Annotated in this window: 13 protein-coding genes; 7 read left to right on the top strand and 6 right to left on the bottom strand. The window is 61.5% G+C overall.

Going from position 1 to position 14164, the window contains the following annotated elements; genetic code table 11:
- The first annotated feature begins 3 nt into the window (after positions 1-3).
- The 4 genes from GTP27_RS08175 (at position 4) to GTP27_RS08160 (ending at position 2728) form a co-directional block, all read left to right on the top strand.
- Positions 4-480 carry a GNAT family N-acetyltransferase gene (locus GTP27_RS08175; RefSeq protein ID WP_308495213.1) on the top strand — a complete coding sequence of 159 codons (477 nt, stop codon included), beginning with the start codon at positions 4-6 and terminating at the stop codon, positions 478-480.
- Between the two features lie 41 nt (positions 481-521).
- Positions 522-1028, top strand: coding sequence for a hypothetical protein (locus tag GTP27_RS08170; protein ID WP_161038677.1), 507 nt, complete (start codon positions 522-524; stop codon positions 1026-1028).
- 131 nt (positions 1029-1159) lie between these two features.
- Entirely contained in the window at positions 1160-1975 is an 816-nt protein-coding gene (locus GTP27_RS08165; RefSeq protein WP_229633542.1) for an APH(3') family aminoglycoside O-phosphotransferase, read from the top strand.
- A gap of 186 nt (positions 1976-2161) precedes the next feature.
- Positions 2162-2728 (top strand): YceI family protein, encoded by a 567-nt coding sequence (locus GTP27_RS08160; protein ID WP_161038675.1) that lies wholly within the window; start codon positions 2162-2164, stop codon positions 2726-2728.
- Here GTP27_RS08160 and GTP27_RS08155 read toward each other — a convergent pair whose 3' ends face one another.
- Entirely contained in the window at positions 2729-3316 is a 588-nt protein-coding gene (locus GTP27_RS08155; protein WP_161038674.1) for a chromate transporter, read from the bottom strand.
- Positions 3313-3891 (bottom strand): chromate transporter, encoded by a 579-nt coding sequence (locus tag GTP27_RS08150; RefSeq protein ID WP_161038673.1) that lies wholly within the window; start codon positions 3889-3891, stop codon positions 3313-3315. Before GTP27_RS08150 ends, GTP27_RS08155 begins: the two co-directional genes overlap by 4 nt.
- A 172-nt stretch (positions 3892-4063) precedes the next feature.
- On the opposite strand from GTP27_RS08150, the gene GTP27_RS08145 reads away from it, so the two are divergent.
- Positions 4064-4276: a hypothetical protein gene (locus GTP27_RS08145; RefSeq protein WP_229633541.1), complete on the top strand. Its 213-nt coding sequence runs from the start codon at positions 4064-4066 to the stop codon at positions 4274-4276.
- A 243-nt stretch (positions 4277-4519) separates the two neighbouring features.
- On the opposite strand, the gene GTP27_RS08140 is transcribed toward GTP27_RS08145, so the two are convergent.
- Positions 4520-5119, bottom strand: coding sequence for a hypothetical protein (locus tag GTP27_RS08140; RefSeq protein ID WP_229633540.1), 600 nt, complete (start codon positions 5117-5119; stop codon positions 4520-4522).
- A 383-nt stretch (positions 5120-5502) separates the two neighbouring features.
- Entirely contained in the window at positions 5503-6138 is a 636-nt protein-coding gene (locus GTP27_RS08135) for a phosphohydrolase (RefSeq protein WP_161038672.1), read from the bottom strand.
- Between the two features lie 105 nt (positions 6139-6243).
- Here GTP27_RS08135 and GTP27_RS08130 point away from each other — a divergent pair, with 105 nt between their 5' ends.
- The gene (locus GTP27_RS08130) at positions 6244-9375 is read left to right on the top strand and encodes an NAD(P)-binding protein (RefSeq protein ID WP_202416618.1); all 3132 of its coding nucleotides are present in this window, start codon (positions 6244-6246) and stop codon (positions 9373-9375) included.
- On the opposite strand, the gene GTP27_RS08125 is transcribed toward GTP27_RS08130, so the two are convergent.
- Complete coding sequence (locus GTP27_RS08125; protein ID WP_161038798.1) at positions 9332-12211, bottom strand: hybrid sensor histidine kinase/response regulator; 2880 nt, start codon at positions 12209-12211, stop codon at positions 9332-9334. The genes GTP27_RS08130 and GTP27_RS08125 overlap by 44 nt on opposite strands.
- Before the next feature lie 250 nt (positions 12212-12461).
- Between GTP27_RS08125 and GTP27_RS08120 the strand changes: the two genes are divergently transcribed.
- A complete protein-coding gene (locus tag GTP27_RS08120; protein WP_161038670.1) occupies positions 12462-13091 on the top strand; it encodes a LysE family translocator in 630 nt (209 codons plus the stop codon).
- Between the two features lie 139 nt (positions 13092-13230).
- On the opposite strand, the gene GTP27_RS23755 is transcribed toward GTP27_RS08120, so the two are convergent.
- Entirely contained in the window at positions 13231-14136 is a 906-nt protein-coding gene (locus tag GTP27_RS23755) for a YceI family protein (RefSeq protein WP_229633556.1), read from the bottom strand.
- Positions 14137-14164 lie beyond the last annotated feature (28 nt).

The following is a 14164-nucleotide window of genomic DNA, read 5'->3' as shown; positions in this document are numbered from 1 at the left end:
TCTTTGAAGCTAGCCGCGGACCGGGCAGCAAGGCCGTATTTCCGTCCGGCTGAAGCTGGCGATATTCCGGCCATGTCCGCTATCAGGCTGGCGGTGCGGGAAAATATGCTGTCCCATCCGGCCCGCATTACGCCGCAGATGTATCGTGACTATCTGGCCCTGCTGGGGCGTGGCTGGGTAGCGGAGTTCGATGGCGAAATTGCCGGTTTTTCCTATGCCGACCAGGCTGATGCGTCGATCTGGGCACTCTTCATAGCGCCCGAACATGAGGGCAAAGGCCTGGGCCGCGCACTGCTGCAACTGGCCACAGACTGGCTGTTTGCCCAAGGCCACGCATGCCTGCGTCTGAGCACAGGCGCCGGCACGCGGGCCGAGCGTTTCTATGCAGCGCAGGGCTGGCAGCGGGAAAAACAGGCGGGCGGCGATGTGTACTTTTGCCTGCCCGCGCAGACAGGGCAAGCCGGTCTGGACGGACACTAGTAGCATGTCGAATTCAACCATGTTCCGTGAGCGGAGATGCCGTGTACAGCTGTTTGCGCCCGATGATGATATCTGCCTGTCTGCTAGTGGCGCCTGTGGCTAGTCCGGCCGAGCGGGACGCCTCCTATATCGAAGACTTCAGCTGCAACGGTGGCAGGCTGGGCTTGCGTTTGCCGCTCACTCCGGCGGGTGTGTACAAGCTGGGCACGATGGTGCAAAGCCTGCCGATAGAGGTGCAGCAATGGGATGGCTACCGCACTACCGCCAAGGCATTGCGCTATCGGGGACTGACGCTGGAGATCATTACGTTTTCCAATGATGCCAGCCGCTATCTGATCGAAACGGCCACCATACAGCATCCGCGCTGGAAGCAGCTTGCTCCTTTTTATGTCGGTCAAAGCCGGGCAGAGGTATTCCGCGTGCTGGACGTGAAAGACAGCACACCGGAGGTGGAACAGCTTGAATTCGGCGGTGACGGCGACACGCTGCGTTTTTCCTTCCGTAGCGGGAAGCTAGTTCAGGTCCAGTACGTCTGCTACACGGGATAGCGCTGGCGCGTGCAAGTGCGGTGGCGGGAAAGTTTTTGCTTTTTTTGCTTATACTACTAGCGCAGGAACAATGGCTGGATGTTATTGCCATCAGACACTGCTGTTTTGAAATCTACTTCATGGAGCGAACGTTGATCGATCAGAATCGTGAAGAAGCCTGCAAGGCAGTGCCGGGACCGTGGCGGGAATTGCCTGAACTGAGCGGCTATCAGTGGTCGCGCAGTACCGTCGGTGCATCGGGCTGCACGGTCTACCGGCTGTACGGTAAGGGGCTGACCCCTGACCTGTATATCAAGCATGGCGCAGGCCCCTATGCGGACGATCTGAGTGCGGAGGCCGAGCGTATGCGCTGGCTCGGCGGCTATGCAGCGGTGCCAGCCGTGCTGCACTTTGCCCGTACGGCCGATGAGGCCTGGCTGCTGATGACTGCGCTGCATGGCAAGACGGCCTACCAGTTACTGCAAGCTTATCCAGAACAGCAATTTGCCGTGGTCGACCAGTTAGCCCGGCAGCTGCGCCGCATCCACGCCATTCCCCTGCGCGACTGCCCCTACGCCAGCGATCATCTGTCGCGGCTGGACCGCGCCCGGGCGCGCATCGACGCCGGACTGGTGGAGGAAGACGATTTCGACGAGGAACGTACCGGCTGGACAGCCGAACAGGTGTGGGACGCGTTGCAGGATCTGTTGCCGCAACGGCCGGATCTGGTGGTCACCCATGGCGACTACTCGCTCGACAATATCGTGTTTTGCGATGGCGAGATCGAAGGTTGTATCGATCTCGGCCGGCTGGGCGTGGCGGACCGCTATCACGACCTTGCCATCCTGTGGAACTGTCTGGGCGAGTTTGGCGCCCCCTTGCAGCAGCGCTTACTGCAGCAGTACGGCATCGCCGGACCCGATTACGAGCGGCTGAAGTTCTACCAGCTGCTCGATGAACTGTTCTGACAGGCCGGCCTTTCCATCGGGCGTTTCGTTGGGGATTAATCGATTTTTTCGATAATAAAGCGGTAAATTTTGCGTTTTACATTCAAGAAACTCACAAGCATAATCGCTAGCACTCGAAGATATTCACCGGCCAGCTATCCTGTCCGGTCGAGTTCTGACTAATCGTTACACTAACCGGAGTCTCACATGAAAAAAATCCTCGCTCTGCTGATCGCTGCTGGTATTTCGCTGTCCGCTGCTGCCGCACCGGAAAACTTCACTTCCGACGTGAACCACACCTTCGCCCGTTTCGAATACAGCCACTTCGGCTATTCGACCCAGCAAAGCCGTTTCAACAACACCAGCGCTAAAATCGTGCTGGACCGCGCCGGCAAGACCGGTTCGGTGGAAGCCGTGATCGATGCCAAATCGGTCGATACGGGCTCGAAACTGTTCGACAGCCACATCCAGGGGGAAGATTTCCTCGATACGGCCAAGTTCCCGACCATCACCTACAAGTCGACCAAGTTCAACTTCAACGGCGATACGCTGGCCAGCATCGACGGCAGCCTGACCATCAAAGGCGTGACTAAGCCTGTGACCCTGACCGTGACCCATCTGCAGTGCATGGATCACCCGATGATGAAGAAACTCGCTTGCGGCGCTAACGCCACCGCTACCATCAAGCGTAGCGAATTCAATGCCGGTAAATACGCACCTTACGTGGGCGACGACGTGACCCTGACCTTCGCTGTAGAAGCGCTCAAGGACTGATCAGACCAGTTGTAAGCCACCGAGCAGCGCACCCGCAGCCAGCAGCCACAGCAAGTGGATGCGGGTGCGCCAGATCAGCACTCCCGCCACGACCGACAAGGTCCACAGTTTCCAGTCCTGCTGCCAGTCGCGCTGCGCACTGCCGAGGATAATCCCCACCGAGACCATCAGGCCCACCACGACCGGCGCCATGCCCTGTTTGAAGGCGCGTACGCCCAGCAGTTCGCGGTTTTCATGGCCCCAGCGCGCGGCCAGATAGGTCAGCGTGGTGGACGGAATCAGGATGCCCAGCATGGTCACGGCCACGCCGGCAAAGGCAGCCGGATAGCTGCCGGTATTGAGCCCCACTTTCCAGCCCATCAGGGCGACGAACAGCACGTTAGGGCCCGGTGCCGCCTGCGCAATGGCGATGGCGTCGTTGAACTGGGCCTGGGTCAGCCAGTGGTGTTCTTCCACCAGAAAGCGGTGCATTTCCGCGGTGGTGGAGATGGCGCCGCCTATCGACATCAGCGAAAGCAGCAGGTAGTGGGCAAACAGATTGATCCAGTCGCCCAGCGTGAGTACCAGGTGCAGCGGCGCTTCGTTCATGGCTGCCCCCGTTTCAGCGCACGATAGGTGCAGCTGACGCCTATGCTGCCCAGACTTAGCAGGGTGAACGCCAGCGGCAGGTGCAGCAGCACCACGAAGATCACGCAGAACAGAGCCAGCAGGGCCGAGATCCACCAGCGCAGCGGGTGCTTGCGCAGCGAGGATGCCAGTTTCAGGCCGGTGGCCGCGATCATGCCGGCCGAGACAGCTGCCATGCCGCGCAGGGCGCCCGTCACTGCGGGCACGTCGGCAAACTGGGCGTGCAGCACGGCCAGCATCAGCACCACCATCAGTGGTACGGTCAGCATGCCGGCCAGCGCCGTCAGGGCACCGCGCAGACCGAAGTAGCGTCCGCCTAACATCAGCGCCAGATTGACCACATTCGGCCCCGGCATGATCTGGGCAACGGCCCATTCTTCGATAAATTCTTCCTTGCTGAGCCAGCGTTTGCGCTCTACCAGTTCGCGCTGCACGACGGCGAGCACGCCGCCGAAGCCTTGCAGGGCCAGCAGGGTGAACGATACGAACAGGTCGAGCAGGGAAGCCGGTTGCGGGTGGTCAGGGGCAGAAGTCATGCGGCATTATCGCGCTGCTCTTGCCCTGTGTCTATGACGGTTTCCACGCACGCAATTCAGCCGGAATAAGGATACGAGCCTGATATTGACTTTTGTCCCGGCTGGTTAATAATCCGGTAGCACCGGTTTGCGTTTCCACGGTTACTCTTACCCCAAAGGCCACAGGACAACCATGAATCAGACTGCCTCCCCCCACCTCATGCAACCCCGCCGCAATGCCCTCATCAGTGCCGCCGTCGATCGTGGCCTGCTGGTGCAGAGCAGTTTCAATACCATGTGCGCCATCGAATATATGAAGTCGCACAACATCCCTGCCGCCGTGATCGAACGGGTGCTCCTGCAGCCGGAGTTACGCCGGAAATTGCAGCAGCTAGCAGGTTTCTGATGTTTACTTATACACAAAGCATGATAGCAAGAATTTTTTTAAAATAAATCCGGGTGATATTCGGTGATATTTTAAGTTGTTGATTATTAAGGAGTTTATTTTTGCCTGATTCATGGGCAGTTTGTTGAAAACCGCATGGTTACAGGCTTTGTGGGCTGTCAAGAGGGGCTTTTCCACATAGATATCCACAGGCTCTGTGGATATCGCCAAAAGTGCTATAACAATCCGATACTTAAGCGAGACTTAAGCGTTGGAAGGCTGTTTGGCCGCAGCCAGCAACTGGCGCGCCAGCTCCAGTTCGGCGCGCAATTGCAGGGTCTGCTGGTGGGCTTGCTGCAGGCCTTCGTAGGCACGTAGCGAAGCGATGACGGTGGTGAACAGCTTGCGCGTGGTGAGATCGGTCTTGCACCAGAAGTCGTTGATGTCGTAATCGAGAATGATGCTGTGTTCCAGTGCCTGTCCCGGCTGACCGGTGCGTAGCACGATGCGCACCAGCTGGTTATGCAGGGTTTCGCGGATCTGGCGTGCCACTTTCAGACCTGCATCGCTGGTTTCCATGATGACGTCCAGCAGCACCAGCGCGATATCGGGATTGTCCGCCAGCACCGTCAGTGCTTCGTCGCCGCTGTAGGCGTGCAGGAAACTCAGGCGGCGGCCCTGAAAGCATACATTGCTGAGCGAGAATTTGGTAACTACGTGCACATCCACATCGTCATCGACTATGAGGATGCGCCATGGTGGCGGGCCGGATGGTGCCTCGGGTTTGCTGGCCAGAGCCGTATCTGCGCCGGGTACCGCTTCGTCTTCTATGATCCAGTCAGTGTCTTCGTCGTTGTGATTCATGCATCAATCCCACGGTGTGTCGAAGAAAGAATAGCGGTGTTGGGGCTCACACTAGGGTTCACACTATTCCTTGTGGCAAGGTTTGTCAAAGATTTCGCGTGTCCGGCTAAGCCACTGTCTCGCGCATTATACTGGCGGCATAAAAATTTTTTTTCAAGGGTGCGCAGATTGTCCTGTCACCCCCGCAACAGTGCGCCTAAGTGTTTGATTTTATTAGGTGAAAAAATTGCTCGAAGAATGGGCAATTTGTTCTAGACCGCACCGTTAAAGGCGTTCTCTGCTGTCAAGTAGGGCTTATTCACAGGCTTATCCACAGTTGGTGTGGATATCTGGGGAAAAGGCTTTATCTGCAGCGGTTTAGGCAGGAAAGCTGAGCCGGTTTATCAGGCTGTGCTGGCTTTCAGCAATTCCAGCTGGGCCAGAAAACGCTGGCAGGCCAGCCCCGGTTCCCATGGCTCCCAAGCAACCCCGCCGTAGATGGCGACCAGCGGATCTATCTCCAGTGGCCGTGTGCGGATCTGCAGCGTGCGCCGCACTTCTGCCACCGACCATCCCGCTACGTGCACGGCTTCGCTGGCTGCGGCCAGAAAATCGGCCCGCTTGTGGGCGGCATGGTCGCGCTGGTTCCAGCGCGGCAGGCCGTAGCGCAGAAACACTGCCTGTTCGAGGCGCTGGCTCAGCGCCTTGAATCCGTCGCCCAGGAAGGGTTTGAGGGGCGCAATGCAGTCGAAGCCGAGCAGGCCTTCCTCGGCGTCATGCAGCAGTTCGCGCAGCGCCTCCAGCGGCGCCAGCGGGGTGCCGCGGGCCAGACTGTCGGCGGCGCGCAGATGCATCACGCTGAGGGAATGCTGGGCCACCGACAGGGGGCGCGGCCATGCCGAATGGCCACCCCAGCGGTAGGTGCGCGCCAGCCCCAGTGCCAGATCGCTGTCGTCCCAGTCGAACGGGGTGGGGTCTAGCAGGTCGAGCCGGCGGGCGGAGGGCATCCGCACCCAGGCGCGTGCTTCCGGGCTGGCCATGGTGTGTCCTTGTTATGCGAAATAGTGCGGGGAAAGCTCCCCCGCAGGCGCCATTTTAGCCTTACACTTTGACAATCTTAAACTTTCAGCATGAAAGAACAAGACATGCGACCATCGTACATCTATCAGGGCGGTTCTGTGCTGATGCATGCTCCGCTGCAGCTCAGGAATGCAGAAATGTATGGCTATTTCGTGCGCGGTGATGTGGCGAAGCTACAGGCCACGCTGGACGGTACGCTGAATCAGGTGGCCGGGCAGCGCCTGCGCTTCAAGGCACTGTCGCCGTATGTGCTGCTGACCTTCACCCGGGTCCATCATGCCGATTCGGCGCTGCCGGTCGATCATGCCAAAGGCTGGATACGCGAGGTCGATATCGTCAGCTGGATCATGGTGGGCGCCATGGATGAGGCAGGCAAGCTGGCGCACATCTATGCCTATCCGGCGCACATCTTCGTTGACGATGCGATGGCGCTGATTAACGGGCGCGAACTGTTCGGCTATCCCAAGTATCTGTGCGACTATGCGATCCCGGCGGCAGGCAGCGAGCCGCTGCGCTGCGCCGTGTCGGCCAAAGGCTTCCAGCCCTTCGGGCCGGAGACGGAGCTGGCCATGCATCCGTTGCTGGAAATTACCGCGACGGCGAAAACGGGCGTGGATCACCCGATCAAGGATGTGTTCGATCTGGTCGAGCAGGCAATCGAACTGTTGCTCTCCATTCCCGATTTTTTCAATCTCGATGTGGCGGGCGTGGCAGATATCGTGTCGCTGCTGCGCCAGCCCCGCATCGATCAGATTTTCCTCAAGCAGTTCCCCGATAGTGCCGGTATCAAGGCCGTGTATCAGGCGCTGCTGGCGGCGCCCGCCACCATCCAGCAGATCCATAGCGCGGCCTTGCTGGGCTACGAATACGAATGCCTGCTGCACCGCTTTGATAGCTTCCCGCTGGATCAGACGCTGGGTCTGCAGCTGGGCAAGCAGGCGGCCATCCTGCCGTACCGGCTGAACTTCGATTTCACCGCCGAGCCGGGCGTCGAGCTGGTGGACAACTCCCGCATCGCGCCGCAGAAGATCGCCATACTGGGCGGCGGCGTGGGCGCCATGACGGCGGCCTACTATCTGAGCGACCAGCCGGGCTGGCAGAATAATTACGACATCACCGTGTACCAGCAGGGCTGGCGGCTGGGCGGCAAGGGCGCCAGCGGCCGCAACGCCGCCTACGGGCAGCGCATCGAGGAACATGGCCTGCATATCTGGTTCGGCTTCTACAGCAATGCTTTCCGCATGATCAAGGCGGCCTACGCCAGCCTGCAGCGCCCGCCCGGCGCGCCGCTGGCGACCTGGCGCGACGCCTTCAAGCAGCATGACTACATCGCGCTGTCCGAGCAGGTGGGGCAGGAATGGCGCAACTGGAACATCGTGTTCCCGTCGCTGCCCGGCGAGCCGGGCGAGGGCAGTGAAAAAATCACCCTGTGGCAGATGGCCGTGGCCATGGTGGCGTGGATAGAGCAGTGGCTCAAGGGCATCGATGCGCTGGCGCAGACGCTGGCGCCGCTGCCGCCGGCCAGTGTGGCCGAGACCACCGGCGGCATGCTGCACGACTGGTGGCATGCGCTCGCTGCCCGAGTCGAGGCCAGCGTGCATGAACTGGTCAACGACGCGGCCTTGCTGGCCGCTGCCCTGTCCGGCGCAGTGGCGAATATGGCCGCCGATAGCCGTCGCCACAGCGAAGCCGAACACCGCATGCTGGCAGGCGCGCTGGAAGGCGTGCGCGCGCACGTGCACGCCCGTTACGCGCCGCTGCTCGATAGCGGCGAGGCCGATGCGCGCGATACCCTGCGCCGCCTGCTGATCTGCCTTGATCTGGGCACCACGGTGATGAAGGGCGTGCTGGAAGATGGCGTGCTACGGCAGGGCTTCGACGTGATCAACGATATCGATTTCCGCGCCTGGCTGCGCAAGCATGGCGGCAGCGAGACCTACTGCGTGCAGTCGGCGCCCGTGCGCGGCTTCTATGATCTGGTGTTTGCCTACGAGGGCGGCGATTTCGAGAAGCCGAATATCGAGGCGGGCACGCTGCTGCGCGCCATGGCCCGCATCGGTCTGTGCTACAAGGGCGGCATCATGTTCAAGATGCAGGCCGGCATGGGCGATACCATCTTCACGCCGCTATATCAGGCCTTGCGCGCGCGCGGAGTCAAGTTCAGATTCTTCCATAAGGTGGACGAGCTGGTGCCGGACGGACGCCAGATCGGCAGCATCCGCATGACGCAGCAGGTGCAGCTGCAGGGCGAGGAATATCAGCCGCTGGTGGACGTGCAGCAGCTGGCCTGCTGGCCCAGCACGCCCGACTACAGCCAGATCGATACTGCGCAGGCGCAACTGCTGCAGCAGCATCAGGTCAATCTGGAATCTTACTGGAGCGACTGGCCGCAGCTCTACCAGCAGCAGTTCGGTCATGCGCTACCACAGCTGACCTTGCGGCGCGGGGTCGATTTCGATCAGGTGGTGTTCGGTATTTCCATCGCCTCGCTGCAGGCACTTTGCCCGCAGCTGCTGGCACAGAGTCCGGCCCTGAACACCAGTTACGAGCAAGTGCAGACAGTCGCAACCCAGGCCTATCAGGTCTGGCTCAATCAGGATCTGGCCCAGATGGGCTGGACCCACCAGCCGGGCGGTCAGCAGCCGGTGCTGAGCGCATTTGGCGAGCCTTACGATACCTGGGCGCCGATGGACCAGCTGCTATGTCGCGAAGACTGGCCTGCGCCACTGGCGCCGCGCAATGTGTCGTATTTCTGCAGTGCTTTGCCGGTGCAGTCCTATCCGCCCGCCAGCGACAGTAGTTTCCCTGCCGTGATGGCGGCCCGAGCCAAGGCCGGGGCGATCCACCAGCTGAGTCAGGAAATCGCCGCGCTGTGGTCGGCGGCCGGGCCGGCCGGGGCCTTCCCGTGGCAATGGCTGGTCGATGGCAGCAATGCGACCGGCGTGCAGCGTTTCGATGCCCAGTACTGGCGCGCCAATGTCGATCCGTCCGAGCGCTATGTGATGTCGGTGGTGAACAGCACGAAATACCGGCTACAGACCGACCAGTCAGGCTTCGGCAATCTGTATCTGGCGGGTGACTGGATACGCACCGGCCTCAATGCGGGCTGCGTGGAAGCGGCCGTGATGGCCGGCATGCAGGCTGCGCGTGCGATCAGTGGCTATCCACAGGTGATTGAGGGCGAGACGGACTTTTAACAGTGGCCGCAGCGGCGTCGCGCAGATCGGCGCAGGCCTGTTCCAGCGCCGCCGTCACGGCTGGCAGGTGGGCACGGGTGGCAGGCAAATCGCCGCTGATGGCGCTTTCCTCCATGAGATGGCAGAGCGTGTGCAGCTGGCTGTCGCTCAGATAGCTGGCGCTGCCCTTGAGCGCGTGGATGGCGGCAGCGGCCATGGCAGCATTGCCGGCCGCAAGCGCTGCACTGGCCGCTTCCAGCCGGCGTGGTGCTTCTTCGAGGAAGGCTAGTGTAATGCGCTGCATATGGCTGGCCGACATGCCGGCCAGTGGCTGGATGCGAATCGCACCATCGGCTGGAACGGCGCCAGCCTGACTGGCAGCAGCCGTATTGCCGGCTGCCTGCTGGGCCGCGCTGATCAGCTGGGCCGAGACGCGCGCGGCCGCCGGCGCTACGCCGAACTGGGCGTCCAGCGCCTCGGTGCTGGTGCTTGCGCGATAGCTGTGCTGGCCCAGTGCCAGCGGCTTGCCGCGACTCAGGTGGCGCGCGATGATCTGTTCGATCTGGTCGTACAGCAGCCGTTCATCGACCGGCTTGCTGAGGAAACCATCCATGCCCACGGCCAGATAGCGCTGTCTGTCGTGGTCGCTGGCATTGGCAGTCAGGGCGATGATAGGCACGCTGGCATCGAGCACGCGGTAGTCGTCGCTGCCGCCGCTGCGGATCAGGCGTGCCGCCTGTTCGCCGTCCATCATCGGCATACGGCCATCCATCAGCACCAGATCGTACTGGCTGTTGCTGAGCGCATGCAGGGCCTGCAGACCGTTTTCCACCATGCGCACTTCGTGGCCCATGTTTTCCAGCAGCGTGCTGACGATGATCTGGTTGGTGCGCACATCTTCGGCGCACAGGATGCGCAGGCGGTAGCTGTGGCGTTCGCTGCGCGGCTGGCGCGTGGGATCGGGCAGCGGCACATTGCCCAGCGCCATGGGCAGGGTAAAGCTGAAGGTCGAGCCTTCGCCCAGCTGGCTCTGGACGGCAATCGAGCCGCCCATCAGCTCTACCAGTTCCTTGCAGATGGCCAGACCCAGCCCGGTGCCGCCGTAGCGGCGCGTGGTGGACTGGTCGGCCTGCTCGAATTTCTGGAACAGGCGCGACAGGGCAGCCGCCGGAATACCGGGACCGGTATCGCTGACATCGAAGCTGATGCTGTGCTGGCCGGCGAGGGTCAGCATGGTCGATACCTGCAGCTGCACTTCGCCGCGGTCGGTAAATTTGATGGCATTGCCCAGCAGGTTGAGCAGGATCTGGCGCAAACGGGTGGGATCGCCGCGTACATAGCGCGGCAGATCCAGTGCCAGATTGGTACGCAGCAGCAGGCTCTTGGCGTCGGCCTGGGTCTGCAGGATGCCGACGGCATCGTCTATCAGTTCCACCAGATCGAAGTCCACCGACTCTATCGTCAGGCGGCCCGCATCGATCTTGGAGAAATCCAGAATGTCGTTGAGGATGGCCAGCAGCGATTCGCTGTTCTGCAGGCCGATGCGCAGGTATTCCTCGGTGCGGCCCTGCACCGCCTGATCGCGCATGGCGAACTTGATCATGCCGATTACGCCGGCTAGCGGGGTGCGGATGTCGTGGCTCATGGCCGACAGAAAATCGATGCGGTGGCGGCTCACCACTTCGGCATGTTCCTTGGCTTCGCTGAGCTGGGCCGTGCGTTCCTGCACGCGCTGTTCCAGCGTATTGCGCAGCAGGCGGATCTGGTCGGCCAGGGCAAACGCCAGCAGCACGCCATCGAGCGTGCCGCCCAGCAGGGTGAACAGCTGGGCATTGCTGACCACGGCCGGAATCAGACCCACGTTGGCGGGCAGGATGAGCAGGCCAGGCACCATCAGCGCAACAAAGCCCAGCACGAAGAAGCGGGCCGGATAGTAGCCGCTGCGCCATACCACGATGCCGCTGATCAGGGCCAGCGTCATCCAGATGCTGATCACGATGGTGGCGATGGTGTGGGCGTAGCTGAGCGCAAAGAAGCAGCTGGGCAGCGTCAGCAGCGGCAGGATCAGGTTGATGCGGCTCCAGCGGTATAAGCGCGGCGCGTAGTCCTGCAGGCGCAGGAAGCTGGTGTAGAACAGCGTGCTTAGCACCGGCAGCAGGAAGAAGGGCACGTAATGCCAGTGCAGATTGTGCCAGTCGAACAGGTCGGCCGAGAGGTGGAAGGTCATGCCCCAGGCCAGCGCATAGCACAGCACATACAGCGAGTAGTACAGCGAGGAGCGGTCGCGCGTGATCGAGTAGATGAAGAAATTGAACACGGTGAGCGCCAGCAGGGCGCCGATGGAGCCGATGATCAGCACATTTTCCGCAGCCACCAGCTGCTGGTACTGAGGGCGGGGCAGCACCGACATCACGGGCGTGCGCGCATAGTAGGGGCTGGAGAAGCGTATCAGTAGCTGGTAGCGCTGGCCCGGCAGCAGATCGAGGTCGCGGCCATAGTGCAGCAGATAGGCGTGCGGCTGGCGGTAGCCGGTCAGCATCTGGCGCACGCTGCCATCGGGACCGTATAGCTGGATATCGACCAGATCGATCAGGGTGTCGCTGGGATCGATCACCCAGGCGGTCTGCTGGCTATCGTTGCGTAATTCGGCCACCAGCCAGTAATGGCCGCCCAGCAGATCGACCTTGCTGGCCGGTTTGAGCTGGCTGAGGAATTGCGGCAGGCTGGCGGCGTCGACGGGGAAGGGCTGGCCCTCGTCGCTATACAGACGGGCATGCCGCATCAGGTCGAGGCTGTTGCCGCTCAGGCCTATGGCTGCCTGCGGCGTCTGCGCCTGCACCGGCTGGGCCAGCAGCATCAGGCCCAGCAGCTGTGCCAGCAGCCCGCAGCGCAGCCACGCCGGCACGCGGGTCTGGCCGGTAAACAGGTGCTGCAGTAGGCGACGCGCAAAGCTCATAGTGGGTCGGAATGGCGACTGCTGCCGGGTTGGCAAGGAGAGAGCATTTTAAACGAGAACTTAGTGCCTGAAAGTAAAAATTGATCTTTGGCACATTGGCACTGTCGTTTCCCTGCAGGTAAGATGCTGGTTTTCGCTGCAGGAACGCCCGATGCTCATTACACCAGAACAATTGATAGGATTTCTCAGTGCGGCCATGCTGATCACGGTATCGCCGGGGCCCGATAACCTGATGGTGCTCAGCGTAGGCATGTCGCGCGGGCGGCGCCCGGGCATGGTGTTCGGGCTCGGTTGCGCGCTTGGCTGCCTGAGCCACACTTTGCTGGCAACGCTGGGCGTGAGCGCGCTGATCAAGGCCTCGCCGCTGGCCTTCGGCGCCCTCAAGCTGCTCGGTGGCGGCTATCTGATCTGGCTGGGCATAGGCGCGCTGCGCAGCCGTGGCGGGGCCCGTGTGGATGGCGCCAGTGTGCCGGACGAAAGTCTGGGCAAGCTGTTTGCCAAGGGCCTGTTCGCCAATGCCATCAATCCCAAAGTGGTGCTGTTCTTCCTGTCTTTCCTGCCGCAGTTCGTGCTGGCCGAGCGGGGTGACGCCAGCTGGCAGACGGCGCAACTGGGCATACTGTTCACTTTGCAGGGCGTGGTGATATTCGGTCTGCTCGGCTATTTCTCGGGCCGCGTGGGTAGCTGGATCAACCGCCATCCCGGCGCCGGCATGTGGATGGACCGTGTGGCGGGGGCGATTTTCGTCGGTCTGGGACTAAAACTTCTGGTGAGCCGATAAAACTGCGCATTTGTCATCACCCTGTCACTTGGAGCAGAGATACTGTCTCTGCTCTTTCAAGTCTCTCCCGATTTGAAATTTTCCTTCACCCGCGCTCATCCGCGGGTTTTTTTTTGGCGCGGCGAGCCCGATATCTGCGCTATTCGTGCGCCAGCAGGTGGTAATGCAGTTCTAGCTGGTCCTGCACGGCCAGGGCGCCGCCCATCACGGCGAATGGTGTAATGCCGTAGTCGCTCTGCAGAATGGTAAAGCTGCCTTCGGCCTGCACCTTGTGGCCATCGCTGATGATGGTGGCAGGCACGCGCAGCTTGCGCGTGACGCCGTGCAGCGTTATCTGCAAGGCCAGTTCTTCGCCCTGACGTTCGGCCTGTAGCTGCACCAGCGGATAGTGTTCGGCATCGAGCGTGCGGGTCAGCATATTGCGCCGTGTGCCGGCGATGGCTTCCGCCGATGGCTGCGGCTGCAGACCGGCGGCGAGGCGCAGAGCGGCAGGATCGACCTCCATTTCATCGAGGCGGAATTGCAGGCGGGCGCGCTGGCTGCGCGGGTCCACACTGCCTTGCAGATTTTTTACCAGTACCAGATGATCATGGCCGAGGCGGGCCAGCAGGCCGCCTCGCCGCACGATGATGGTGATCTGCGAGGCTGCGTCGTCGATGGCGAGGGCGGTCGCTGCCTGATGCTGCGGCATGGCGCTGGTCTGCGCGGCGGGGGCAGGTGCCGCGCTAGCCTGGTCCGCTGCGGGCGGCTGGGGCAGGGGGGAACCACAGGCGCCGAGCATGATGCTCAGCGCCAGAATATAGGCGCGGCTGCTGGCGCGGCAGCGCAGAGTCGTTGGGAGATGTTTTTTTATCATCGATGGCAGCGTCACGGCGGCGTCACAAAGCTTGATTATGATGCGTTTCGCCGTATCCAGCATGTGCCAGCTGGTCGCCGCATCCAAGCTGGTGCGGGAATCCACGGCGCATGACTCGGCAGGCTGGCCGGTGGCCTGAAACACCGGCACCACTGCTTTGCAGCCTGCTGTGCGGCCAGCCTTTGGCATCTGGTTCAACTACCTTAATCATCCTCTA

Source organism: Duganella qianjiadongensis (genome assembly GCF_009857915.1).
GTDB lineage: Bacteria > Pseudomonadota > Gammaproteobacteria > Burkholderiales > Burkholderiaceae_D > Rugamonas > Rugamonas qianjiadongensis.
Note: the sequence above shows the minus strand (reverse complement) of the source record. Positions and strands in the feature narration are given on the sequence as shown.

Coding starts and splice junctions, on each gene's coding strand:
- GTP27_RS08160 (WP_161038675.1), top strand. CDS start 2,162: ATGAAAAAAATCCTCGCTCTGCTGATCGCTGCTGGTATTTCGCTGTCC.
- GTP27_RS08155 (WP_161038674.1), bottom strand. CDS start 3,316: ATGAACGAAGCGCCGCTGCACCTGGTACTCACGCTGGGCGACTGGATC.
- GTP27_RS08150 (WP_161038673.1), bottom strand. CDS start 3,891: ATGACTTCTGCCCCTGACCACCCGCAACCGGCTTCCCTGCTCGACCTG.
- GTP27_RS08145 (WP_229633541.1), top strand. CDS start 4,064: ATGAATCAGACTGCCTCCCCCCACCTCATGCAACCCCGCCGCAATGCC.
- GTP27_RS08140 (WP_229633540.1), bottom strand. CDS start 5,119: ATGAATCACAACGACGAAGACACTGACTGGATCATAGAAGACGAAGCG.
- GTP27_RS08135 (WP_161038672.1), bottom strand. CDS start 6,138: ATGGCCAGCCCGGAAGCACGCGCCTGGGTGCGGATGCCCTCCGCCCGC.
- GTP27_RS08130 (WP_202416618.1), top strand. CDS start 6,244: ATGCGACCATCGTACATCTATCAGGGCGGTTCTGTGCTGATGCATGCT.
- GTP27_RS08125 (WP_161038798.1), bottom strand. CDS start 12,211: ATGCTGCTGGCCCAGCCGGTGCAGGCGCAGACGCCGCAGGCAGCCATA.
- GTP27_RS08120 (WP_161038670.1), top strand. CDS start 12,462: ATGCTCATTACACCAGAACAATTGATAGGATTTCTCAGTGCGGCCATG.
- GTP27_RS23755 (WP_229633556.1), bottom strand. CDS start 14,136: ATGCCAAAGGCTGGCCGCACAGCAGGCTGCAAAGCAGTGGTGCCGGTG.